A 26158-nucleotide genomic window follows, 5' to 3' on the forward strand; every position below is an offset into this window, starting at 1 on the left:
TAGTTACTAATGTATAAAAAATTCATAAATTCAAACCCGATATTCTAGCTATAGCAACTGGGAGTATACACAGATGGCGTCTTACCTTAGCAGCAAAACCGCCGGCCACACACTGCGCCAGGCCTCTAAACTGGCTTTGGCAGTAAACCTGGCATTATTCAGCCACATCACTCTGGCACAACAAACGAGCGAAGCCGCGGTGGAAAAAACCGAAGTGATCACCATCACCGGTTCGCGCATTGCCCGTACTGAACTTGTGGCATCAAGCCCGGTCGCTTCGGTAGATGAAGTACAAATTCAACTGGACCGCGCCGTTAACGTTGAAGACATTACTGCAAAACTGCCGCAGGCGGCAGCAGGTGCAAATGCCACCGGCGCCACTGTGGGTGACTCTTTAGGCTCTTCAACTATCGACTTACGCAGCCTGGGCCAAAACCGCACTCTGGTGCTGATTAACGGTACCCGTGCCATGCCTTTCAGCTTTCGTAACTCGGTAGATGTTAATATTATTCCGGCTGGCTTAATTAAGCGGGTAGATGTATTAACCGGTGGTGCGGCTGCCGTATACGGCGCCGATGCAGTAGCTGGCGTAGTGAATTTTATTATGGACGACAAGTTTGATGGCGTTGAGCTGTCGGCCAGTTATGAAACCGCCGATGGTGGCGGCGAGAAAATGAATACTGAAGCCGTATTTGGTGGTGACATTGCCAATGGCCGTGGCCATATTACCGGCTATGTTGGCTACTCTGAACGCAAAGCGCTGCTGGCCGGTGAACGTGACTGGGCGATGCAAAACAGCGGCAGCATTATCAACAGCGGCGGTTTTTATACCGATGTTGCCAGCGGCAACACCTTTGGTATTGATGATAACGGCGGCGTAACTGCAGGCCGTAACACAGTAAACGTTACTGATCAGCGCTACCTTACCCAGCCAATGGATCGTTTATCTGCCGGTTTATTCTTTAACACCGAATTTAACGACTACGTTGAACTGTATGGCCGCGGCATGTACGCCAAAGTAAAAGTAACCGGCGCCGGTTCTGCTGGCCAGACACCCATTTCAGTTAACGAGCAGGTTACCTTAACGGCAAATAACCCTTATATTCCTGCTTCGGTGCGTGATTTAATCAGCTTTGACGCCAACGGCAATGCGCTGGTTAACGTAGAGCGTAACCTGGGCCTGGGCGTGCAATACACTGAAGCGGTGCGCGAATCCAGCCAGTTCCAACTGGGCTTAAAAGGCATATTAACCGATAGCTTAAGCTACGACGTTTACGCCCAGTATGGCCTTACCGATGAAACCTCGAGCATTTATAACAATGCCTACCGCAACAACAACAGCGGTGTCAGCCGTTTCGGCGCTTTGGCCAACACGGTAGATATTTTTGACCCGCAACTGGATTTAAGCTCGTTTAGCGTGCCACTGCTGTTTGCCAACCGCGAGCGTACGCAAAGCGTATTGGCGGCTACAGTGTCGGGCGATTCAGCGCCATTATTTGAATTACCGGCCGGTGCAGTAAGCTACGCACTGGGTTATGAATACCGCAAAGAAACCGGTAAACAAATTCCGGGCGATGCGTTTCGTAACGGCACCAGCTTTTCTTCGGCTGGTGTATTTGATATGGACGCCAGCTTCGACAGTAAAGAAGTCTATGCCGAAGTGCTGGTACCACTATTTTTTGATACCGCCTTTGCCGAACAGCTTGACGTTGAAGGGGCTTACCGCGTTTCGGAGTACTCTAATACCGACGCTGAAAACACCTGGAAGCTGGGCATTAACTGGGCAATAAACAGCGACATACGTATTCGTGCCAGTCGCCAGACTGCGTTTCGGGCACCTAACTTAGGTGAATTTGCCAGCCCGATCACCGCCTTGTCACTGGCGTTGTTTGACCAAACCAGCGAGCAGTTTGTACCACGCTTTGCCGGCCGTTTTGATGGCGACCCATGTTTACTGGGCACAGGTAATGCCGAGCAATGCGCCCGTTACGGTGCCGCTCCGGTAGGCACACCGTTTGATGCTTCTACCGCCAGTTACACCTTTGGTGGTAACCCGGATATTAAACCTGAGCAAGCCGTATCTTCTACGCTGGGCCTGGTGTATACGCCGTCTTACTTGAAAGGGTTTGATGTCACTCTGGATTACTACACCATTGAAATTACTGATGCCGTAAGCCAGATCCAGCCGGCTGCCGCGCTGAAAAACTGTTATATCGACAACCCTGTTGCCGGCAACCCCTTGTGTGACGCGGTACGCCGCAACCCGCAAACCGGCCTGATAAGCACGGCCATTGTGAACGACTTTAACCTGGCAGCAGTGAAGCAAGACGGCGTTGACCTGGCAGTTAATTACCGTTTTGACGCCCCGGCCGTTATAGGCGGCAGCATGAAGCTGGCGTATCAGGGTACCATTATTACCAAGCAAACCCGGCAGGATAACGCTACCCTGCCAGCCATTGACTGTAAAGGTACCTTTGGCAGCGCCTGCTCCGGCGATTTTGCCAGCGTGCTGCAGGCAGACTACAAGCACCGTATGACACTGGACTGGAACCTCGACACACTTGGTGTGCAATTGGGCTGGCGTCGTATTGGCGAAGTAGATAGTGCAGCCAATCGCAGCATCAGTATTGGTGCACAAAACTATATCGACTTATCCGCATCATGGCAGGCTACTGACGAACTTAGCGTAACAGCCGGTATTGATAACCTGCTGGATAAAGATCCGCCATTGCCGTTCTCTGGCGCCAACCATTTTAATACTGTAAGTGACTACTCAGTTCTGGGCCGCACTGTAGGTATTTCACTGCGTTACAAGCCCGCGTTCTAATCCCGGACCCGGTGTTTCCCGGCCTGTATTGCAGGCCGGGCTTTTCAATTCTCTCCCTTCATAATAAGCTGCTGGTTAAAATCGCTTTACTATACTGAGCCAATCAGGCTGCAAACAGGAATACCGGATGTCTGTACTCGACAAAATTCATGCCCTGCGCGAAAAATTTCCGCGTGCAGAGCAGCAACTGGCGGAATATATTCTGGCCAACCCGGATCATATCCGTGATATGCCATCACAAATGCTGGCAAAAGCCGTGGGTATCAGCCAGGCCAGTGTGGTGCGCTTTACCCAGAAACTGGGTTACAAAGGCTACCCGGATTTTAAATTTGCCATAACCGACAGCCTGCACCATCAGGTGCTGCCTGCCAGCGCCGACAAACTACACGGCGAGATTTCACTGGACGATACCTTCAGCACCATGAGCCAGAAACTGCTGGCCAGCAAAATTAATGTGCTGAATAAAACCCATTCTATTAACTCACAAACCAGCTATGAGCAAGCCGCACTAATGCTACGCAACGCCAAACGGGTGTTGCTGTGTGGTAAGGGTGGTTCGGCCTTAGTGGCAAAAGATTTCTCTTACAAGCTGCAAAAACTCGGCATGGCCGCACTGGCCGAAACCGACACCCATGTGCAACTGGCCAATATTGCTAACTACACCGCCGAAGATGTGCTGGTGGTGCTGAGTGAATCAGGTGAAACTGCCGACAGCGTAAAAATTACCGAGCAAGCCGCAATTAACGCGGTACAAATTATCAGTATTACCGCTTATGGTGCCAATAGCATTGCCCGGCTGGCCGGGCTGAATTTGTACACTGTGGCAGACGAAAGCTCAGCGCGGTTGTCGTCTATTCTGGCGCGTAATGCGCAAGAGCTGGTGATCGACACGCTGTTTATTCTGCTAACCCAAACCTGCCCGCAAGGCCGCAAAAAACTGGCGGCATCCAATAAAGCGGTAGATACCTTTTTAGCCCGCAAACGCTAATAAATTAAAACATCCTAATATAGAGTAACAAAAGCTTGATCCAGCGCATAAGCGCTGGCTGCCTGCGCTTGTATAGTGTTATGGCTGTACTACTTTATAGGTACTGCCTAACATTAACCTGCGCACGCGGAGTATGCAGATGGATATTGTAGACCTGTCCCGACTTCAGTTTGCCTTTACGGCAATGATCCACTTCCTGTTTGTTCCTCTTACTCTTGGTATGGCCTTTTTACTGGCCATTATGGAATCGGTATATGTTATGACCGGTAAAACCATTTACCGCGACATGACCAAATTCTGGGGTAAGTTATTTGGCATTAACTTTGCGCTTGGGGTAACCACCGGTATTGCCATGGAATTCCAGTTTGGTACTAACTGGTCTTACTATTCGCATTATGTTGGCGATATTTTTGGCGCACCATTGGCTATAGAAGCGCTAATGGCATTTTTCCTCGAATCTACCCTGGTTGGCCTGTTTTTCTTCGGCTGGGACCGTTTAAGCAAAGAAAAACACTTAGCCGTTACCTGGCTGATGGCACTGGCCACCAACTTGTCAGCTTTGTGGATTTTAGTTGCCAACGGCTGGATGCAACACCCGATAGGCTCGGTATTTAATATCGACACTATGCGGATGGAGCTCACCAGCTTTAGCGAAGTTATTTTTAACCCGGTGGCCCAGGTTAAATTTGTTCACACCGTATCAGCCGGCTATGTTACCGGTGCAGTGTTTGTGCTGGCCATTTCCAGTTGGTATTTGCTTAAAGGCCGCGACTTACCTTTCGCCCGGCGCAGCTTTGCCATTGCTTCAGCCTTTGGCCTGGCCAGTGCGCTGTCGGTAATAGTGCTGGGGGATGAATCAGGCTATGAGCTCGGCGATGTGCAAAAAGTAAAACTGGCCGCTGTAGAAGCCGAATGGCATACCCACCCGGCACCGGCTGCCTTCACCGTGTTTGGCGTACCGAACGAGCAAACGCAAACTACCGACTACGCGCTGAAAATTCCGGCTGTGCTTGGCCTTATTGCCACCCGCTCGGTAACAGAAGAAGTAGCGGGTTTAAGTGAGCTGAAAGAAAAACACCTTGAGCGCATTATCCGCGGCCAGGAAGCTTATGTGCTGATGACGCAATATCGCGCCGGTGATAAATCGCCCGCTACTATCAACCGCTTTAATGAAGTCAGCGCCGATTTAGGCTACGGCATGCTGTTAACGGCCTACACCGACGATGTTGCCAATGCCACAGCCGAACATATTGCTCAGGCAGTAGAAGACTCAGTGCCTAAAGTATGGCCGCTGTTCTGGAGCTTTCGCATTATGGTAGCGTGCGGCGTATCTATGCTGGTGCTGTTTGCCGCGGCCTTCTGGCACAGTGCTAAACGCACGGTAGATAAACCGCGCTGGCTGCTTAAATTTGCCCTGTTCAGTCTGCCACTGCCGTGGATAGCCTGTGAAGCAGGCTGGTTTGTCGCTGAATATGGCCGCCAGCCCTGGGCCATAGGTGAAATACTGCCAACCCATTTAGCGGTATCGCAGCTTAGTGTCAACGATATCTGGTTCAGCCTTGGTGCCATTGTGGTGCTGTACACCATCTTCGTCATTATCGAAATGTGGCTGATGACTAAATACGCCAGGCTTGGGCCTTCCAGCCTGCATACCGGTAAGTACGATTTAGAAAGCCCAGCTACCGTGAAGGAGGCATAACATGGATTACGAAGCACTAAGGTTTATCTGGTGGTTGCTGATTGGCGTACTGCTGATTGGTTTTGTGGTAACCGACGGTTTTGATATGGGTGTGGCCGCCTTGCTAAAAGTGCTGGGCACAAGCAATGACGAGCGCCGCGTTATGATCAACACCATAGCGCCGCACTGGGATGGTAATCAGGTATGGTTAATTACTGCGGGCGGTGCCTTATTCGCCGCCTGGCCTACGGTATATGCCGCCTCGTTCAGTGGCTTTTACATCGCCTTAATGTTAACGCTGTTTGCGCTATTTTTACGGCCGATTGGCTTTGAATATCGGGCAAAAATTGACAGCGAAACATGGCGCAGCCGCTGGGACTGGGCGCTTACCGCAGGCTCGGCCATACCGGCGCTGATTTTTGGCGTAGCGTTTGGCAACCTGTTACAAGGCGTACCTTTTTACTTTGACGACATTTTGCGCCTGCACTACACCGGCAGTTTCTGGGCTTTGCTTAACCCCTTTGCCTTACTGGCCGGCGTATTAAGCCTGCTAATGATAGTAAACCACGGCGCCACTTACCTGCAGCTGAAAACCGAAGCCGAACTTAAAGCGCGCAGCGAAAAACTGTCGGTAATGCTGGCGCTGGTGTGCGCGGTTATCTTTGTACTGGCCGGTGTGTGGCTGTATCTGGCTGTCGATGGCTATAGCGTTACCAGCATTATTGATACTAACGGTGCCAACCGTACTACCGACAAAACGGTACTGATAAGCGCCGGAGCCTGGTTTAGCAACTATGCTAAATGGCCGCTGCTATGGTTAATACCGGCACTTGGCGTGGCAGGCTTTTTAATCTGTGCGCTGGCCAGTAAAACACAGCGCCATATTACTGCTTTTATCAGCTCGTCTTTGGCCATTGCCATGGTAGTGCTGACAGCCGGCATCAGTATGTTCCCGTTTGTTATGCCATCCAGCACTACACCGGCACACAGCCTGACCATGTGGGATGCCACCGCCAGTGAAACCACGCTGATGATTATGTTTGTGGTGGCGTGCATCTTTGTACCGCTGATCCTGGCGTATACCGCCTGGAGTTACTTTGTCATGCGCGGCCGCTTAAACGAGCAGCATATCCGTGACAACAGTCATTCACTGTACTGATCTTCAGTTGAAAAAAGGAGCACCTTATGTGGTATTTTGCCTGGATTTTAGGCGTATTAATGGCCTGCTCATTTGGCATTATCAATGCCATGTGGCTGGAATTTAAAGGCTACGAAGGCGAGGACACCCAAGCTGACTAGCCCAACCAAACCGGCGCAGCAGTTGGCAACACTGCTGCAAAGCCAGCGTAAACGGCTTAACAGCGCCCTGCTGTTAGCCGTAAGCGCCAGCCTGCTGTTTATCTTGCAATGTTATTTACTGGCCAGCCTGTTTGCCAGCTGGCTTGTTGCCAGCCAGCAAGGTCAGGCAGTTAACAGCGACCAACTGCTTAACACCCTGCCCTGGCTGGCGCTGTGCCTGCTGGGGCGGCCTGCACTGCAATATTGCCGTGAACAACTTAGTTTAAAGGCCAGCCAACATATCCGCAGCCGCTTACGTGTGCAGTTGCTGGCAAAACTGGCTGACGCCGGCCCGGCTAAAAACCAGTACGGTAATGATGGCAGCTTAAGCAGCAAACTGCTGGAGCAGGTTGATGCGCTGGCTGGTTTTATCAGCCGCTATTATGTACAACGTTATCTGGTGTTGATCACGCCATTGCTGCTGGTGGGTGCCACCTTTGTTTATAGTCCGCTGGCGGCGGTTATTTTATTAGTGACCGCCCCGCTGGTGCCACTGTTTATGATACTGCTGGGCAATGCCGCCGCCGGTGCCAGCCAACGCCAGTTGCAACAACTTAGCCGCATGAGTGGCCGTTTTCTTGATTTAGTGCGTGGTATGCCTACGTTGCAGCAATTGCAGGCTACTGAGCGCGCTGCGCAATCGGTTGCCACTGCCGCAGGGCGTTACCGCGATAGCAGCATGGGTGTGCTGAAACTGGCGTTTTTATCCGGTGCGGTGCTGGAGTTTTTCTCGGCACTGGCCATTGCCTTACTGGCATTGTATTTGGGCCTGGGCCTGCTGGGTATTTTGCCCTGGGCCAAAGAAGTTATACCGGTGCCGTATCAGGGCGCTTTATTTATTTTGCTGCTGGCACCGGAATTTTACGCACCACTGCGCCAGCTTGGCAGCGATTACCACGCAAAAGCACAAGCCGAAGCCGCAATTGACGAGCTAAGCCCCATTTTACAGCGTCAGGCCTGGCAACACCCCGGCACACAACAGCTAACACTAAGCGGCGCACCGCATATCGAGCTGCAGCAACTGCATATTTTAACTGCCGGGCAGCGCCAGCGGCTGGCACCGGTTAGCTTTAGCATAAAAAGTGGTGGGCGCATTGCACTGCAGGGGCCAAGTGGCTGCGGTAAATCCAGCCTGTTGTATGCACTGCTGGGTTTTGCGCCGTATCAGGGCGATATTCTGATCAACCAGCACAGCCTGGCACAGCTTGAACGCAACCACTGGCAACAACAACTGGGCTATATGGCGCAGTACAGCAGTATTGCTGCTGCCAGCATTGCCGATAACCTGCGCCTGGCCGCACCGGATGCCACTGAGTCACAACTGATCGTTGCACTGCAACAGGTAGAACTGTGGTCATTAATACAACAATTACCGCTTGGCCTTAACACTGTGCTGGGCGAGCGCGGCCGGGGCTTATCCGGCGGCCAGTTACAACGGCTGGCACTGGCGCAGTTGTTGTTGCGCGATGCTAAAGTCTGGTTACTGGACGAGCCCACCGCGCATTTAGACGGCGCTACCGCTTATCGTTTACACCAGCTGATTGGCACGCTCAGCCGAGGTAAAACCCTGATTATTGTTAGCCACCAGTTGCACGGCCTGGACTGGCTGGATCAGGTAATACGGCTGGACAACCCTGCCATTAGCCATATTGACGGAGCGCAGTATGTTCAAGCCTAAGAGCGTGCCAGCGCCTGAACGCAGTATTCGTTTACGCAGCCTGCTGCAAAGCCGCGGCAAGGCATGGTTGCTGGCCTTGCTGCTGGGGCTGGTTACTTTACTGGCTGCAGTGACCTTGCTGGCATTATCTGGCTGGTTTATCAGTGCCGCCGCGCTGGCAGGGCTGGCCAGCGTGGGCGCTTATGGTTTTGATTACTTCCGACCGGCGGCGATTATCCGCCTGTGTGCCATTGGCCGCACGGCCGGGCGCTATGCAGAGCGCTTAACCTCGCACTATGCTGCCCTTGGCTTGTTAAAAGATTTACGCGTGCACAGCTTTACCGCGCTGGCACAACAGCCGCACAGCAACCGCCATTCGGCAGATACGCTGCAGCATCTGGTCGGCGATATCGATTTACTCGATCAGTTTCCGTTAAAAGTTATCGCGCCCTGGCTTTGGGCCTGCAGTTTAACCGCACTGGTGCTGCTGTTCTGGTACTTGCTGGCACCTACTCTGCTAATCTATGCCGCCCCTTGCCTGCTGCTGGCGCTGGCGTTGCCGCTGCTAACGGTACGCCGTGGCAAAGCACTGGCACAACAGGATACCCGCTCCACCACACAGCGGCGCACACAACTGCTGGAGCCGCTATCAATGCTAACGTCGTTACTGTTGTGGCAACGCTGGGCAGATAAAATCAGTCAATTTGGCGCACTGGATCAGGCTTATATCCGTTTACAGCTGCGCCAGCAGCAATTAATCAGCCGTACCGCTTTGGTGCAGCAAAGCCTGCTGGCATTAAGCCTGCTGGCACTGCTGTGGCAGGGCAACGCGCTGGTGGCCGCCAACTCACTCAGCGTGCCGCTGCTGCTGGCGGCGATGCTGGCACTGTGGGCGCTGCATGAAGTATTGCTGCCGCTATGTCAGAGTTTTGTTGCGCTGGGCCTTAGTAGCGCCGCACGCGACCGGCTGAACCGGTTAACTTATGTCAGCACGCCAACACAGTTTAATAAACCTGAACCTGCCACACCACTGAGCCTGAATGTCTGCCAGTTGTCGGCGCGCCAGAATGGCGCTTTATCTGGCCCTTCTCAAGTCAGCTTTAACCTGCAAAGTGGTGATGTACTGCTTATCAGTGGCGCCTCCGGCAGCGGTAAAACGACTTTGTTGCAGGCGCTGGCTAATCAACTGGCGTTTAGTGGTGATATCAACCTGAACGGCCTGCCTTACGCCGAATGGCAACTGAGTAACACTCTGGGCTATTTGCCACAACAGCCTGATTTATTTGATTTAACCCTGGCGCAAAACCTGCGCTTAGGTGCGCCAGATGCAACCGAGCAACAGCTATGGCAGGTATTAGATGACGTGGCACTAAGCGACTGGGCCAAAAATCAGCCGCAGCAGCTGGATACGGTGATGGGTGAATACGGTGCCGCGGTGTCCGGCGGCCAGGCCAGGCGCATTGCCCTGGCGCGCTTGTTGTTAACACAACGGCCGGTATTACTGCTGGACGAACCTTTTGCCGGCTTAGATCCTGACAGCACAGCACATGTACTTAAATCTTTGCTGCAGCATCAGCATAACGGTTTGCTGGTTATGGTCAGCCATCAGCAGCTTAATGTGCCGCATGCTAAACAGCTGCAGCTGTAGAAGCTGCAGCGTTATTTTTGCGCTGTTATACAGGCAGCAACAGAATCACGCTCAACCAGGTTAGGAATAAATAAATGTGTGCGGTGCTGCACATCGTGTTTTTCTGCACTGAGTTCAATCGCCAGTTTAGTGGCATAACTGGCCATTTCTTCCACCGGATAATGCATAGTAGTTAACCGTGGCCGGCAGGCGCGGCTGACAATTAAATCATCAAAGCCGATAACCGATACATCCTGCGGTACACGCAGCCCGGCAGCAAACAATGCATGAATAGCACCGATAGCCATTAAATCGTTATAGGCCAGTAAGGCAGTAAATTTTATGCCTTTGGCCAGCAAAGCATTCACCGCCTGCTCGCCGCCTTCAATATTGGCGGTCGATTCTTCCACGGCCTGTTCGGCCAGTGTTATACCCGCCTGCTTTAACGATTTACGGATGCCCTGCAAGCGGAACTCCGGGTCGCCGTTTTGGTAAATGCTGGTAACCACAGCGAATTGGTGATGGCCTTTTTGCAGCAGATGATCAGTCGCCTGACAAGCACCGGCAACGTTATCCAGCCAGACACAGCGATGTGCCAGGCTGGGAATATAGCGGTTAATCAACACCAGGCCCGGAATTTCGGCCGCCAGTTTCAGCAGCGTTTTCTCGTCTGAGTATTCGCTGTGCAAAATAATGGCACGGCAGTTATGGTCGCGCAGCGAGTCTATTGCTTCAAGCTCAGATTTAGTCTCGTACAGCGAGTTGCTCATCAGCAGTTTGTAGTCACTTTCGCGGGCAGCTTTTTCTACTCCGCTGGCCAGGCTACCAAAAAATGGCATCGACAACTTAGGCGTTACCACGCCCAGCGTATTGGTGGTTTTACTGACCAGCGCCCTGGCATTGCTGTTTGGCCGATAACCCAGCTCGGCAATGACTTTTTTTACCCGGGCGCGGCAGGCCTCGCCAACCTGATGGCCGTCGTGGATCACCCGCGATACCGTTGCTATCGACACCCCTGCCACTCTGGCCACATCTTTAATGGTTACCATAAATACCGTTCTGCTCTGTAAAACATTGTTAGGCTTATTGTTGGCTATGTTGTGCCAGTAACTGCCGGCTAATTTGCTGGCTGCGGGCTGCCGTTAGCCGGTAATAGCGTAAACAGGCCAGTGACAGTAAACTAAATAACACTGTACCGAAACACAAGATCAGCCGCATGGCAAAAATACTCTGCTCAGATTGCGCACCGGCCAGCTTAGCGTCAAAGCCAATCAGGTTCAGGCTAAGCCCGGCCAGCAGCAGTGCCAGTGCCACACTGATACTGCTAACCCAGTTATGCAGCGCTACAAACAAGCCTTCGCGCCGCTCACCATGTAGCAGCTCATCTTCATCGCAGACATCAGCCAGCATCGACGGCAGCAGCATTGTCATCGCTGTCCACACTGCAGTGCAAAACAGTGCATCCAGCAGCAGCCACCAGCCGCTGCCGGGTGTAAAAATAAACCACTTTAAGCCACCGCCTACAGCGGTTAACCAGTATATCAGTGCCAGTGCGCGTACTTTGCCGCAGTGCGAGGATAACCGCACCAGCCAGGGCACGGTAGCAAAGCCCAGCGCAGCGTATGCCATTGACAATAAGCCCTTCCACACGGCGCCTTCGGCAATATTACCGTCAAACATAAAGTACACCAGCAGGTAGTAGTCCATACCGGCGCTGTAGGCACCCCCGCCCAGCTGCAATAATGTCAGCAGCAGCAATACCCGCAACGAGCGGTTAGCGCTTAACGTGCTCAGGCTGTCACGCAGACCGGGCCGCTGCAACAGCGGTGCCCGCCGGGGTGCGCGCTCGCGGCTGTAAACAGCGGCCAGCGAACCCAGCAAGCCGAGAATAAACACTGCCACGCCCCAGCCAACATAGCGGATACCAATAAACACACTGCTGAACAGCGCCAGTTGCGCCAGCGGAAACAGCCATTGATACAGCAGCGAACCAAGCTTAAGAAAATAGGTGGTAAAACCCATAATTTCAGTACGCTGATGATAATCGGGGCTCATTTCATAGGCCAGGCAGGTCATCGGTACGGCAACAAAGGTGGCGGCAATATAAAAGGCTAATAACCAGAACACAAAGTACAGCAACTGCGCAGGTTCGCCCCAGCCGGCCGGTACCATCCAGATCAGGCCGAAACACAGGCAACTCAGCCAGGACGCTATAAAAATAAAAGGCCTGCGCCGGCCAAAACGGCTTTGGCTGTGATCCGATAAATGGCCAACCCAGGGCCCAAGCACTGTGCCCAGTAACACCGGTATGGTTAATGCCAGGCCAAGCAGAAAAGGGTCAACCCCCAGTGTCATCTGATAAAACGGTATCGCCAGCACGTTAACGCTTTGCGCGGCAAAAAACATGGCAAAAAAACCGGCCCCCAGCGCGAGGCGTTGGCCGGTGCCAATGTTAACCCGGTGGCTGACAGCAGCGGACTGAGCCGTTGGCGGTTGTTGCTGCAGCGCCATAAGGCTCCTTGTTGCGGGCGGTGACAAAGCGGCAATTATAGAGCTGCTGCCGGGGGACAGCAACAGCGCCCTAAATGCAGGCTTTAACGCTGCCTGCTCAGCGTTTAATTAAACTGACTTCTGCCAATTCAACCGCGTGCCAGCCGCCAAGTGCGCCAGCAGTATAAGCGCCGGTGTTAAAGCGCAATTGCACACCCTGCAACTGGCGTAAATCGCTGTTTTGCGGCCAGGCCTGCCCCGCTTGTGCGGCAGGTAACAATGCCGGCATAAACATCGGAAACGCCTGCGGCATCGCCGTTGCGGTGCTACGTAACGTGCTTAGCGGCAACAGCAGATATTGCCATTCGGTGCTGACATTAAGCTCAGCACCAAAGGCCAGGCCATCGGCATCCAGCAGCGCCAGTTCAATCTGCTCGTTTTGCTTAACCGCGCGTATTTTTATTGCCAGCGTATTGTACCCGGCTAAATCACGCTGTTGCAGGCTGTTGTCCGGCGCCGGTGTGGTGCGCAGCAGCAGTTCCGGCGCACCGGCTTGTAAATCTTCCATCGCCAGCCGCAGTGCCAGGCCTTTGCCTTGCTGGCCGCTAACCAGATCCTGCCGTACCCTCTCGTCTTTCGGGTACAGGTTATTATGCCGATCCAGCGTGGCGTCATACAGTGCTACCGGTGCATTGGCCGGTTGCAGTTGCAGGTTCCAGTAGTTGCCGGCTGGTACAAAATCCCACTGCAGTGGTGAACCCTGGCTGCTGCCGGGGAATGTAACCTGTTGCTGTGGCGTGCTAACCGTTACCGCATATTCCAGTAAGCCGGTTTGCTGCCAGGCGGGTGTTTTTGGCAGGGCTACCTGGTAAATGCCACCGGCAGCGGCTTGCATTGGCAAGGCTGTGAAATTACGGTGGCCGACATAGCGCAGCATCAGCTCGACCTTTTTCGGCGTTTCGTTTGCGCCTAACTGCAGGCTAAACTGAATATCGTCATTCAGGCTGGCCTGGCGCAACGGCTGATGGTACACGCTGAGTTCTGCAGCCGCTGGTTTTGGCAATAAATAGCTCAGTGTGCTATCAACCTGCTTTAGCTGCGATGGCTGTTTGGCCAGTAAATAAATGCCCGGCGTTAAGCTTACCGTGCCGTTTTTAGCCTGAGTACTAAGGTTGTTGCCGTCGTTAAGGCCTTTAACGTAAAAACGCTGACCTAAATCGGCCAGTTGCAGGCTTAGCTGTTGTTGATTGTGATACAACCTGGCCACCTCGCGGCGCAGGCTGGCGCTTTGATGCGGGTCTTGCAGTGGCTGCAAATCCGGATACAACTCCAGCTGCCACAAGCCATCGGCGCGCTTATCTAAAAAGTAAGCACCGCTGCCGCTGTACTGCGCCACTACAGAGCTGCCGACACCGGCAATTTGCTGCAGTTTTTTGCTGTTTTTTGGCTTGGTTTGGTTGCTGTTGCTGTAGATAAACTTGTCATCGGTATTCAGCAGGCTAAGGTTGGCGGCGTAGTTCAGGCTGACACCGGCAAACTGATTGCTGGCCGGGTAGTCGCTGCTGGCTTGTGCCCGTGGCAAACGGCGAAAGGCTTCGGCCGCTATCATTAAGCTGATGGCTTTGCCCGGCGTATACAGCAGGTTAAGAAAATGCGTGTTGTAGTCTGAATTGGTATGCGCCATCGCTGCCGGATCATAAGCAAACTGGGTGGCCCACTGAAAACCGGCCGCACGGAAACTGCGCGCCATGGCCGGATACATTACCGTGTTGGCAACATCGGCAGCGTCAAACTCGTACACCATTTTTGCCTTGCTGTTGCACTCGCTGATGGCGGCAAAAGGGTTGGTGTAGTGCGCCACTGTCGGCAGCATATTGGCCAGAATAGTGTGGTTTTTAACCAAACCGGTCGGGTACCACTGATAGGCCACGCCATCAATACTGCTGTTGCACAGCGCCGCGGCAAAGGCCTGATCATTACCCTGCTCGCTGGTGTTATAAAACAGCGGCTTGGTGACACCGGCAGCGCGCACAGTGGCAACTAACTTTTCAATATAGGCCGCACTTTGTGCCGCCGGGGTTTCATGTTTCGGCTCGTTAAACAGCTCGAAGGCGATAACGCTTGGATCATTGGCATAACTGACACCGGTATAGGGGTTTATATGCGTCAGAATTTGTGTCAGGTAGTTTTGCTGCGCTGCTATCGCTTTGGCTGACTGGTTCATTTGCGACTTGCTAAACAGGGTGGCAAAGCTTTGCTCGTTCGGGTCCGGCTCTGGGTAACCGCTGCCCCACCAGCCAATCGGCGTAATAATGGCTTTAATATTATGCTGGCTGAGCTTAAACAGCAGATAGTCAAACAATGCCAGATGCTCGTTTTGCAGCAGGTTGCCGTCAACATCGGCTAACTGGCGATCCCACAGGTGAATGCGGTAGGCGTCTAGGCCTAATCTGGCCATGTGCGCCACATCCATGTCTATTGCCTGTTTATGATCAACACCGAGGCGCTGCAGTGCGCGGTAACCGTACGCAAAGGGCGCACTGTAATTTACGCCGAACAGGGCCACTTCCTCCCCCTGCCGGGCGCCGTTTTGCCAGTGCATTACGCCATCGGTTACCGCTACCGTGTCAGCTTGTACTGCGCTGTGTAACAGCGCGGCCAGTACCGTAGTAATTAAACTGATTTTTCTCATTGTTATGGCTCCTGTTGTTACCACCAGGCAGCGTAAAACGCCACCAGGATCAGGCTGACAATAGCAGCCGACAAATTAAAACTGCTGCGGGTACTAAACTGAATATCATCCAGTTTCACCGCATTGGCCTGCTCACCCTGGTTTTGGTACAGCGATACCACTATTGCCAGCAACAGACAGCTGATAAACACCAACCCAACGCGATCCATAAACGGCAGCTCAGGCCAGAATAATTTAAATAACAGCGATAACACTGCGCTGCCAATCGCTGCCAGCAGTGCAGCCAGTGGCGTGGTGCGGCGCCAGAACATGCCCAGCATAAACAACACCACTATGCCCGGCGTAAAGAAGCCGGTAAATTCCTGAATATACTGATACGCCTGATCAAATTCGCCCAACAGCGGTTTAGCCGTCATTAAGGCCACACCCAGTGCCAGCAGGCTGACAGCCCGGCCAACAAACACATAGTGCTTCTGGCTTTTCGCCGGTTTTAGCTGAGAATAAATATCCATGGTAAAAATGGTGGCGATACTGTTAGTCATCGACGCCAGACTGGATAAAATAGCGGCCACTAAAGCGGCAAAAATCAGCCCTTTAATGCCGGATGGCATCATGCTCATTAATTGCGGATAGGCCTGATCCGGTTTATCCAGCGCCGGCAGTAATAAGGTAGCGGCAATGCCCGGCAGTACCACAATAACCGGCATTAACAGCTTTAAAAATGCGGCAAAGGCGATGCCTTTTTGCGCTTCTGCCAGGTCTTTCGCCGCCAGAGTGCGCTGAATAATATATTGGTTAAAGCCCCAGTAACTCAGGTTCATTACCCACATGCCGCCAATCAGCACTGAAATACCGGGCAGGCTGATATAATGCGGGTTGTCGGGCGTTAAAATCATATCGAATTTGTCCGGCGCTTCGCTCATTAAGCGGCTGAAACCCGACCAGACACCATTACCATCGCCCAGCGCCTGCAGCGACATATAAGATAAAAATAAGCCGCCGCCTACCAGCAGCACCACCTGAATAATGTCGGTAAAAGCCACTGCCTTTAAACCGCCGTACAATGAGTACGCCACCGACAAACCGGCCAGCAATAACATGCTGTTAGTTAAACTGACGCCGGTAACCGTATTAATTGCCAGCGCGCCCAGCCACAATACTGCCGTTAAGTTAACAAACACATACACCGCCAGCCAGAACAGCGCCATGGTAGTACGCACGCGGTTATCAAAACGCTGCTGTAAAAACTGCGGCATGGTATAAATTTTGCGTTTTAAGAAAATGGGTAAAAAGTATTTACCGACAATAATCAGCGTAATAGCGCCCATCCACTCATAAGATGCGATAGCCAAACCAATGGCGTAGCCAGAGCCGGACATACCGATAATCTGCTCGGCAGAAATATTAGCCGCAATTAACGAGGCGCCTATTGCCCACCATGGCAGGCTGTTACCAGCCAGAAAGTAGTCGTTGGTGTCTTTGCTGTGGCCGGCTTTCTCGCGTGATACGGCGTAAGCTATTAACAACAGCCCAAGCACATAACAGACCAGTATGGTCAGGTCTAAGTTGGTTAATGTCATAATGGTTCTTCCTGCTATCCTGTCAAAAGCCGGCCATGGGGCCGGTATATTTTTATATTATTGAAAACTGTAAATAATTTCCTGAATGTACCAATCACCCTGCGCCAACACTGCCGACGGAAAACCCGGCTGATTCGGCGCATCCGGCCAGTTTTGCGCCTCCAGACACAAGCCCTGGCGCGGTGAAAAAGGCGCCGCCAGAAAATTGCCGCTGTAAAGCTGTATGCCGGGCTGAGTGCTGTGTACCGTTAATGTCAGCCCGCTTTGAGCTGAATACAGTTGCGCCTGTTGATGCAGCGCGTTATAAGGCTGAGCCGCAGTAATAAAACAATGGTCAAAACCCGATGCCTGCTGCAGCTGTATATCACCCTGCGCTAAGGCATCGGCGATAGTGCGCGGGCTTAGAAAATCAAAGGCGCTGCCGGTTACGGCCTGCAACTGGCCGGTGGGAATACTGCTGCTGTCGGTGGGTAAGTAATGCCCGGCATTTAACTGCAACTGATGGTTTTCAATGCTGCTTCCGTCGGTGTTAAGGTTAAAATAGCAGTGGTTAGTCAGGTTAATCAGCGTGTCTTTATCTGCTCTGGCGCGAAACTGCATACTAACAGCACCGGCGTGTAACGAAATATGCTGCCATACCTCTAACCGGCCGGGAAAGCCCTGCTCTCCATCGGCGGCGCAGTAGTACAGCTCTGCACTGTTTTTTGCCAGTTGCAGCACTTGCCAGGCTGCACGGTGAAAACCGGCGCTGCCGCCGTGCAAACAATGGCTGCCGTTATTCACATTCAGTGTTAACGGCTGGCCATTTAACTGGCAACGGCCATTGGCAATACGGTTGGCAAAACGGCCTATGCTGGCGCCAAGATAAAAACTGTCGTGCAAAAACAGCTCTGGCGCCGCATAGCCCAGCGTTACCTGATGCCCGTCTACCCGAATGGCACTGATAGTGGCGCCAAACGGCAGCAGGTCCAGCTCAAGACCATTGCCGTCGGTTAAGTGCAGTGGCGACAGGCTGTTGCCGTGTTGGCCGGGCGCTGTCATCAGCGTACCTGCTCGGCGCCCTGGCTGGGCGTACAGACAAACACATCGGCAACTAAACCAGTTTTCGCCGGATACTCTGCCGCTACGGTGACTTTTACCGCGTCAACCATTGCCTGCGGTACCAGTGCCACCACGCAGCCGCCAAAGCCACCGCCGGTCATTCGCACGCCGCCGTTAGCGCCGATAAGGTTGCTGATCATCGCCACCAACTCATCTATCGGCGGTACGGTAATTTCAAAATCGTCACGCATTGACTGATGCGACTGCGCCATCAAGCGGCTTAAGGTAGCAATATCGTTTTGCGCCAATGCGACAGCAGCCAGTTCGGTGCGCTCATTTTCGCTTACCACATGGCGCGCCCGTTTGGCGACCAATGGCTCCAGCTTGCTTTGGCCAGCTAAAAACGCCTGCCAGCTGACATCGCGCAGCGCTTTTACACCAAAGGCGGCGGCGGCCTGTTCGCACTGGGCGCGGCGGGTGTTGTATTCGCTGTCGACCAGACCACGCTTAACGTTAGAGTTAATAATCATCACCGCCATGCCGGTAGGCAGTGGCACCGGCTGTGCCGTTAAGCTACGGCAATCTATCAGCAGCGCCTGGCCTTGCTGGCCGCAGGCAGAGATCAGCTGATCCATAATGCCGCAGTTGCAACCAACAAAATGATTCTCGGCGTGCTGGCCGTTCAGGGCATTGTCGCGCGGCAAAATATCAATGCCGGCCAGAGTGCAGTAAGTTAACCCCAGCGCCACTTCAAGCGAGGCAGAAGAGCTTAAGCCAACACCCTGCGGCACATTGCCACCAATCGCTAAATCGCAGCCCTGTAAGTTGTAACCTTGCTGCAGCAAGCTGTTAGCCACGCCGCGCACATAGTTGGCCCACTGCCACTGGCTGTGTTTGGCAATAGGCGCAGTTAAACTGAACTCGTCCAGCTGCATGCCGTAATCCAGCGCCAGCACACGTACCAGTTTGTCGTCACGTTTATTAGCCACGACTACAGTGTCGTAATTAATGGCGCAGGGCAGCACAAAGCCGTCGTTGTAGTCGGTGTGTTCACCAATTAAATTTACCCGGCCCGGCGCGCGAAACACATAAGCGGCACTGTGTTGAAACTGCGTGGCAAACGCCTGTTGTACCTGCTGAACTAAACTCATCTCAGCCTCTCTGCTGTTGTTTGTAATGTTGATTGCTTAAAGCACGCAGCCGCTCTGCCGCTTGTTCCGGTGTCATATCACGCTGGGTTTCCGACAGCATTTCATAACCCACCATAAACTTTTTAATGCTGGCCGAGCGCAGCAGAGGCGGATAAAAATGCGCATGTAACTGCCAGTGTTCAGTGCTGTCGCCGTTATAAGGCGCGCCGTGCCAGCCCATCGAATAAGGGAAAGAGCACTGAAACAGGTTGTCGTAGCGGATCGTCAGCTGCTGCAGAATATCGGCCAGCGCCAGTTGCTCGCTGTCGGTCAGCTGCTCCATCCGTGCCACCTGGCGTTTGGGTAGCAGCAGGGTTTCAAACGGCCAGCTGGCCCAAAACGGCACCACTACCAGAAAATGCTCGTTTTCTACCACAGTACGCTCACCGCTTTGCTGTTCCTGGCCGGCGTAATGCAACAGCAGGTTTTTGCCGTGTTTGGCCAGATAGTCGCGCTGGGCGCTGTCGGCTTTGGCCGGTAAAGTCGGTACTGAGCTGGCAGCCCAGATTTGGCCGTGCGGATGCGGGTTAGAGCAGCCGTTAATGGCGCCTTTGTTTTCAAATACCTGTACCCAGATATAGTGCTGCGATAACTCCTGATATTGTGCTATCCAGCATTTTACTATTGCAGTAATGTCGCTAACGCTAAGCTCAGGCATGGTTTTGCTGTGATCAGCCGAATAACAAATAACCCGGCTGGTGCCGCGTTCAGCTTTCAGTACAAACAAGTCATCGTCACTGCGCTGGTAGTCGGGTGTGTCATGCATCAACGCAGCAAAATCGTTGGTAAACACATACGGCTTGTTATAGGCCGGGTTTACTTTGCCGTTAATCCGCGTATTGGTTGGGCACAAAAAGCAGCTGCTGTCATAAGAGGGCAACGCCTCGTTGCTGACGTCTTCAATCTGGCCCTGCCATGGCCGCTTTGCCCGGTGAGGCGATACCAATACCCAATCGCCGGTTAGCGGGTTATAGCGGCGATGCGGATGATCTTTGGCATTAAATTCAGTCATAACGACGTTCCTGCTACTGTGTTATTCAATAAGTTCTGGCTGCCTGGCAGCCGGGGTTTATTCTGTCTTTGCCGCTTTGTCTGCCATCAGGGCCAGTTCGTTGCTAACAATACTGTATTCATCGCTATAAGCACTGATGGCTGCGCCTTGCAGCGTATCACCAATGCGTACCAGTACCGCCGCTTTGCCCTGCTCTGTCAGCACCAGCTCCGGGTTAACAAGCTGAATATCACCGGCCAGGCTGAATTTAATCTGCTTATCGTTTAACGGCACCAGGTTACCCTGGCTGTCGGTGAGTTCAGCATACACAAACACCAGATCGTTAACGCCGGTTTGCGGAGCCATGCCACTGCTGTCCAGCGTTACCCGCAGCGCCGCAACGTCACCGGGTGTTGTCACGCTGTGCTGCGCTACCGGCTGGTTATTAATAAAGGCTTTAGCGCTTAGCGTACCGGGCGTAAATTGTTTTAAGTCAAATTCAAACGGCGGATGTGGCAGGTGCGTAGCGAACGGGCCGGTTGCCGGTTTTTGCCGCGCAATCATCGTATCGTTTAGCCACAGTTCTACTTCATCAGCATTGCTGAACACCCGCACTTTAGTAGACGAGCCCTGGCGCCACTCACTGGCAATATGCACCATAGGGCCGGAAGCATAGTTGTCGGAGGTTTGCGTAGCACTGCGCTGGCTTTGAAAAAAGTAATAGCTGTATTTGGGTAAGCGGTACAGGCTCATAATGCCGGACGCTTCCAGATCATCGGCATAACCGCGGTTGTAATCGAACATTACCCAGTAGCCATCGGCAAAGGCCGGCGTAGTCAGGTTGTCGTTGTGTGCTTCTTGCAGGTTCAGTGCCTGCTGCAGTAACCGCGCTTCACCGTGGCGCAGTAACTGACGGCTGGTGCGCTCTTCTTCTTTTAAATCTGCCCAGCTGTCTTGCTGTAGCCCGGCGTTTTGCGCGTAGTATTCCCAGTCACCGTACTCAGACACGTTATACGGCTGGGTCGGTGTTTCGTAATGCATTTGCCGGTGCTGGCGCGCTTGCAGATACATATCAAAGCCGTGCTGCCAGCCGGCAGAATAGGCGCCGGGATATTCCTGCTTTACCGTATTGTGCAGCGTGGCAATAAAATTGTCTGGCATATCTGATTCGTTTAACGAACATTCCCACGCCAGTACACTGGCATGGTTGCGATCGCGGCGGATCATATCGCGGCAGGTTTGCACAATCTGCTGCTCAAACTCAGGTTCTGCCGAGTAATACTGCCAGCCAAGAATAGCATCAATTAACACCAGCCCCAGCTCGTCGGCGGCCGCCATAAAGGCCGGCGAGTGCGGATAATGCGACAGGCGCACATAGTCAAAGCCGGCCGATTTTATCTTTACTGCATCGCGGTAATCGGCTGCAGCAGAGGTAGCATAGCCCACATGCGGATATTCCTGATGCCGGTTAACACCGCGCAAAAAGGTGACTTCGCCGTTAATCAGCAACTGATGCTGGGCATTAAAAGCAAAGCTGCGGATACCCAACCGGGTGTACTGTTGTTGCAGTAATTTGCCATCCAGATACAACGAGGTGCGTAGCTGATATAAATGCGGGCTGTCCGGATGCCATAGTTTCGGTGCATTAACAATAAGCTGTTGCTGTATATGCTCTGCGCCACCGGCTATTAAATGACCAGCTGGTAAATGAGTAGTGTCGCTGCTAACCTCTGCCACCAACTGGCCCTGATAATACAATTGCTGCTGCAGCACCGGTTGTTGGCTTTCGCGGTAACGGTTAACCAAATGGGTTTGAATGTTCAGCGTGGCTTGCTCAGCACTGACTTGCGGATACGTCACAAAGATACCGCCGCCGGCAGTTTCGTTAGCCAGCATTTCATCGCTGATATGCAGCGCATCTTTTACCAGTAAGTTTACATCGCGGTACAGGCCGCCATAGGTGTTAAAGTCCAGCAGGGCTAATGGCTTAGGCCCGGTAACAGGGTTGTCGCGGTTATCCAGTTTCACCTGCAGCAGGTTATCCCGGCCCGGTACTAACTTTTCGGTTAAATCCAGCGTAAAAGGTAAATAGCCGCCCAGATGATGGCCAATTTGCTCACCGTTTAAGAATACTTCTGCCACGTTCATTGCCGCTTCAAAACGCAAGAGTACTACTTTGTCCTGCCAGTCTGCTTGCCAGCTCAGTGTTTTCTGATACCAGGCAATGCCCTGCCATTGGTTATTTACCAGCATAGGTTCTATTTGCGGTGTGTGTGGCAGCGACACCGGTTGCCAGTCGGCACTTGGCGGCATCGCGTCGGCACCGGTGGCTTTGGCAAACAGCCAGTCTTTATTCAGGGTTATCCGTTGGCTGACCGCTTGCTGCTCTGCTTCAGCTTTAACCAGCGGCTGGGCACTCTGCTGTTGTGGCTCTGTGGTTTTGCTGCAGCCTTGCAGCAAGCTTAAGGCGATACATAAAAAGAAAAATGAAAACTTCACCCGCTTGGTATCCTTCTGAAATTGGTTTACTGATAAAAGCCTTTGGCTGGCAAAAGCTTGTAAGTAAAAAAAGCACTTAGCTAACAAAAGTTCTGCTCGCTTTGCGGCCGAACTACCAGCTCGTGCAGGTGTACCTTAGGCGCCGTCAGCAACATGCTGATGGCAGCATCGGCCACCTCGTCTGCCGATAAGTAATCGGGGTTAGCGTTAGCGCGAAACATGGTATTAACTCCGCCCGGATACAGCGACAGCACTTTTACGCCACTGTTATGCAGCTCTTTGCGCAGCACCTTGCTGTAGCTGTCGAGCGCAGTTTTACTGGCGCTGTACGACGCCAGGTTAGCGTTGGCAAACAAACATACTGTGGACAGCACGTTTAACACTACGCCACTGCCGCGCAGCCGCATTTGCGGCACCAGCTGCGCAATAAAACTGACCGGCGCATAAAAATTTAACTGCATCATCTGTTGCAGTGCCTGCCAGTGCGGCTCTGCTGCGCTATGGCGTGCGGTATTGGCCCCGGCGCAATTGATCAGCATATCCACGGCGCCGTTTTCGGCCTCTGCAGCAGCACAAAACGCGGTTACTTGCCTATCTGCATCCGGGCCGTTTAAACAAAAAGCTCGGGCAAACACCGGTGCATCCTGCGCCAGCAATGCCTGCGTTTGTGCCAGTTTGTCGCTGCTGCGGCCACATAAGCTAAGGCGGTAACCAGCCGCCGCCAGCTTAATGGCCAAAGCGCGGCCAATTCCGGACGAAGCACCGGTAATTAAAATATGCTGAGCCATAATGCTAATATCCGCTGAAGCCGGCCCACTGTAATAACGCAGCGGGCCGGTGGTTTTACATGGTTAGCTGGAAGCCCAACAGGTAACGACGGCCCCACTCACGGTAATGCGCCGGGCGGCTTGGGTCGTTATCAAAGTAACTGAGCGACAGCTCGTTGGTCAGGTTCTGGGCCTGCAGCATCACTTTAAAGTTTTCGGTAAACTCGTAAGAAATGCTGGCATCTACCGTGCTTTCAGCGCGGGTGCGCGTCATTTCAGTGGTGCCCCAACTGCCAACTGAGGTATTGGCACTGCGGTAGTTGTACGACACTTTGGCATCAAAACCGGCGCGGTAATACCACAGCGTGGCGCTACCAACATGGCGGGATAAACCACCGAGCGGGAACGGGTTGGCTACCGGAGTAAACTCAGTAATATTGGTGTCGGTAAACGAGTAGTTTGCATACACACCTAAACCATCCAGCCAGCCCGGCAGCATTTTAAAGGCTTGCTGGTACATCAGTTCAAAACCACGGATCTGACCGCCGTCGCCATTTACCGGCCGGGTAAAGTCGTATTCAGTGCCATCTACCGTTACTTTTTCTACGCTAACACCAATGTGGCTGCTTAGATCTTTAAAGAACACCGATACCGCAGCTGCTGTATCTTCGTTCCAGTAATATTCCAGGCCTAAATCCAGCTGATCGGCAACAAAAGGATTTAACTTAGCATTACCACCAGAGCCGGTATTAACACCGTCTTGCTGGGTATTGAGCTCAAAACCAGAGCGCATTTCAATTAACGGCGGGCGCGACATTGCGCGGGACAAGCCCAGACGTAACTGTGCTTCTTCTGTTAAAGAGAACACCATATTCAGCGACGGCAGCAGTTTGCTGTAGCTGTGCTCATCGGTTACCGGTGAGTAATCAGTGCTATTCATTAACTGATAACCGGAAGAGGTGGAAGAGGTATGTACATAGCGCAGACCAACATTACCGGTGTAAGGAATGCTGCCAATTTCGCCAACCATTTTCAGCATGGCATAAGCAGCGCTGTTGGTTTCTTCTACCCGCCAGCTACCGGCTAAATCCAACGGCCCTTTTTCGTATTGGCTACGATGGTCAATACCGCCAAAGCCCTGCTGTGCTACCTGATCCCAGTTATTAAAACCATATAAGTCCGGCGAAACAAAATCGCCGCCAATGGCATAGCTGTAGCCGTAATTACTTAAGCCGTGATCGGCAAGCGGCTGCTGCCACCAGCTGATAACATCGTTGTTTTTATCGCGATCGGTAACACGGCCGCCAACCAGCAATGTTTCAAACACGCCCCAATCGACACTGCGTTCAAAATCCAGTTTTAAACTGACCATTTCATCGGTTAGGTCGCGGTCGGTATCGACATTCATACCGGAAATCATATAGTTTTCCGGTTGGCTGATATGGTCGTCCACCCAAATTTGTAATTGCTTGCCGGTATTATTCCAACGCACATCCAGCGGCGTCGGGCCGGTATAATCAGAGGTAATATTTACCCAGCGCGATTTAATACTGGCTTCAGAGTAGCCAACATCAGCAGAAACGGTCCAGACGTCGCCGCTCCATACTGTTTTTAAACCGGTACTGATAAGCTCATTTTCCTGAAACCAGGTGGCGTTATTGGCAGAATGCGCGCCCCATAAAATGCCGCCGCCGGTTAGCTGCTGTGAGCCATCGGCTTTAGTAATAATGGTCGGTGCCGAGGCAGAATTCTGATAACCCCAGTTGTTTGAGCCCTGCCAGTTACCCCAGCCGTCAAACCAGAACTGATCTTCGCGCTCTTCTATATCAAACTGCGAGTAGAACAAATCATATTTCAGGTTTAAGCGGTCGGTGGGTTCCCATTCCAGAATGGTCAGTAAACCAAGGCGTTCAATATTGCCTACTTTAGTACCGCTTTTACCGCCCCAGGGTGCAGCTTCAGTAATACCATCTTCGTTGATATCACCCTGCTCGGCCGGGTTGTTGTTGTATGAATAAAATTCTGTACCGCGCTGAACTGACGGCTGATCCTGATAAGACACGCCAAACACTACGCCAAAGTTATCGCTTAACTTATCCACATAGGCAAAGGCCGCCTTTTTACCGCTGCTGTCAGCACCGCTTAAATCATCAGCCAGATCGTACTGCATCAGGTTGCCGCTGAGGCTAATCAGCCGTTTGTCGCGCGATAACGGGCTGACAAAATTCATATTAACCAGGCCGGCAATACCGCCTTCAACATTGTTGGCCATCGGGCTTTTATACACTTCAACCGAGTTGATTAACTCGGCCGGAAACTGCTCGTAGCGCACGTCGCGGCTGGGCTCGGCACTGACTATTTCGCGCCCGTTCATGGTGGCAATGTTCAGCCGTGGGCCCAGGCCACGGATAGATAAACTGCTGGCATTACCGCGATCACGCTCTGCTGCCACGCCGGGTAAACGTGCCAGCGCATCAGCGATGGTAACATCGGGCAATTGGCCAAGATCGTCGGTAGAGATAATTTCAACGCTGGATTCAGCGAATTTTTTCTGCTGTAAAGATTTGCTTAAAGTAGCACCAAAGCCTCGTACCACGATGGTTTCTACCTGATCCTGCTCAGCCACTTGCGCTTGTGCTGCGGCCTGCTGCTCTGTTGCGGTTTGCGCCTGAACATTTTGTATAGCCAGACACTGCGCTATAGCCACAGCCATAACGGTTAATTTGAATTTTGCTGTCATTTCCTACCCCTGTCGATACAACTTGTTATTGTTTTATCTGTTGCCAGCCCAGT

Annotated in this window: 17 protein-coding genes; 7 read left to right on the top strand and 10 right to left on the bottom strand. The window is 52.6% G+C overall.

Annotated elements, in window-relative coordinates; all coding sequences use genetic code 11:
- Positions 1–73: 73 nt before the first annotated feature.
- The 7 genes from BLW68_RS08915 to BLW68_RS08945 all read left to right on the top strand — a co-directional run bounded on the left by BLW68_RS08915 (position 74) and on the right by BLW68_RS08945 (position 10136).
- The gene (locus BLW68_RS08915) at positions 74–2827 is read left to right on the top strand and encodes a TonB-dependent receptor domain-containing protein (RefSeq protein WP_092792452.1); all 2754 of its coding nucleotides are present in this window, start codon (positions 74–76) and stop codon (positions 2825–2827) included.
- Positions 2828–2954: 127 nt separating this feature from the next.
- Positions 2955–3815: a MurR/RpiR family transcriptional regulator gene (locus tag BLW68_RS08920; RefSeq protein WP_092792454.1), complete on the top strand. Its 861-nt coding sequence runs from the start codon at positions 2955–2957 to the stop codon at positions 3813–3815.
- A gap of 139 nt (positions 3816–3954) precedes the next feature.
- Entirely contained in the window at positions 3955–5514 is a 1560-nt protein-coding gene (locus BLW68_RS08925; RefSeq protein ID WP_092792456.1) for a cytochrome ubiquinol oxidase subunit I, read from the top strand.
- Position 5515: 1 nt separating this feature from the next.
- Positions 5516–6652: a cytochrome d ubiquinol oxidase subunit II gene (cydB, locus tag BLW68_RS08930; RefSeq protein WP_092792458.1), complete on the top strand. Its 1137-nt coding sequence runs from the start codon at positions 5516–5518 to the stop codon at positions 6650–6652.
- Positions 6653–6678: 26 nt separating this feature from the next.
- A complete protein-coding gene (gene cydX, locus BLW68_RS08935) occupies positions 6679–6792 on the top strand; it encodes a cytochrome bd-I oxidase subunit CydX (RefSeq protein ID WP_092792645.1) in 114 nt (37 codons plus the stop codon).
- A 22-nt stretch (positions 6793–6814) separates the two neighbouring features.
- Positions 6815–8509, top strand: coding sequence for a thiol reductant ABC exporter subunit CydD (gene cydD, locus BLW68_RS08940; protein ID WP_218141338.1), 1695 nt, complete (start codon positions 6815–6817; stop codon positions 8507–8509).
- Complete coding sequence (locus BLW68_RS08945; RefSeq protein ID WP_092792463.1) at positions 8496–10136, top strand: amino acid ABC transporter ATP-binding/permease protein; 1641 nt, start codon at positions 8496–8498, stop codon at positions 10134–10136. Before cydD ends, BLW68_RS08945 begins: the two co-directional genes overlap by 14 nt.
- A gap of 11 nt (positions 10137–10147) precedes the next feature.
- Here BLW68_RS08945 and BLW68_RS08950 read toward each other — a convergent pair whose 3' ends face one another.
- The 10 genes from BLW68_RS08950 to BLW68_RS08995 all read right to left on the bottom strand — a co-directional run bounded on the left by BLW68_RS08950 (position 10148) and on the right by BLW68_RS08995 (position 26105).
- Positions 10148–11164: a LacI family DNA-binding transcriptional regulator gene (locus BLW68_RS08950; protein WP_092792465.1), complete on the bottom strand. Its 1017-nt coding sequence runs from the start codon at positions 11162–11164 to the stop codon at positions 10148–10150.
- A 34-nt stretch (positions 11165–11198) separates the two neighbouring features.
- Entirely contained in the window at positions 11199–12626 is a 1428-nt protein-coding gene (locus tag BLW68_RS08955) for an MFS transporter (protein WP_092792467.1), read from the bottom strand.
- Between the two features lie 97 nt (positions 12627–12723).
- The gene (locus tag BLW68_RS08960; RefSeq protein ID WP_092792469.1) at positions 12724–15297 is read right to left on the bottom strand and encodes a glycoside hydrolase family 5 protein; all 2574 of its coding nucleotides are present in this window, start codon (positions 15295–15297) and stop codon (positions 12724–12726) included.
- Between the two features lie 17 nt (positions 15298–15314).
- Positions 15315–16877 (bottom strand): sodium/sugar symporter, encoded by a 1563-nt coding sequence (locus BLW68_RS08965; RefSeq protein WP_092792472.1) that lies wholly within the window; start codon positions 16875–16877, stop codon positions 15315–15317.
- Between the two features lie 57 nt (positions 16878–16934).
- The gene (locus BLW68_RS08970) at positions 16935–17918 is read right to left on the bottom strand and encodes an aldose epimerase family protein (RefSeq protein WP_092792474.1); all 984 of its coding nucleotides are present in this window, start codon (positions 17916–17918) and stop codon (positions 16935–16937) included.
- Positions 17918–19069, bottom strand: coding sequence for a galactokinase (galK, locus tag BLW68_RS08975; protein ID WP_092792476.1), 1152 nt, complete (start codon positions 19067–19069; stop codon positions 17918–17920). The genes BLW68_RS08970 and galK overlap by 1 nt, the downstream gene beginning before the upstream one ends.
- A gap of 1 nt (position 19070) precedes the next feature.
- On the bottom strand, positions 19071–20120 hold the full coding sequence (locus BLW68_RS08980) for a UDP-glucose--hexose-1-phosphate uridylyltransferase (RefSeq protein ID WP_092792478.1): 1050 nt from the start codon (positions 20118–20120) through the stop codon (positions 19071–19073).
- A 57-nt stretch (positions 20121–20177) separates the two neighbouring features.
- On the bottom strand, positions 20178–22598 hold the full coding sequence (locus BLW68_RS08985; RefSeq protein ID WP_245728303.1) for a glycoside hydrolase family 2 TIM barrel-domain containing protein: 2421 nt from the start codon (positions 22596–22598) through the stop codon (positions 20178–20180).
- 80 nt (positions 22599–22678) lie between these two features.
- A complete protein-coding gene (locus BLW68_RS08990) occupies positions 22679–23386 on the bottom strand; it encodes an SDR family NAD(P)-dependent oxidoreductase (RefSeq protein ID WP_177172193.1) in 708 nt (235 codons plus the stop codon).
- 55 nt (positions 23387–23441) lie between these two features.
- Positions 23442–26105: a TonB-dependent receptor gene (locus BLW68_RS08995; protein WP_092792482.1), complete on the bottom strand. Its 2664-nt coding sequence runs from the start codon at positions 26103–26105 to the stop codon at positions 23442–23444.
- Positions 26106–26158: the final 53 nt, after the last annotated feature.

The organism is Rheinheimera pacifica (assembly GCF_900108485.1).
Taxonomy (GTDB): Bacteria; Pseudomonadota; Gammaproteobacteria; order Enterobacterales; family Alteromonadaceae; genus Alishewanella; species Alishewanella pacifica.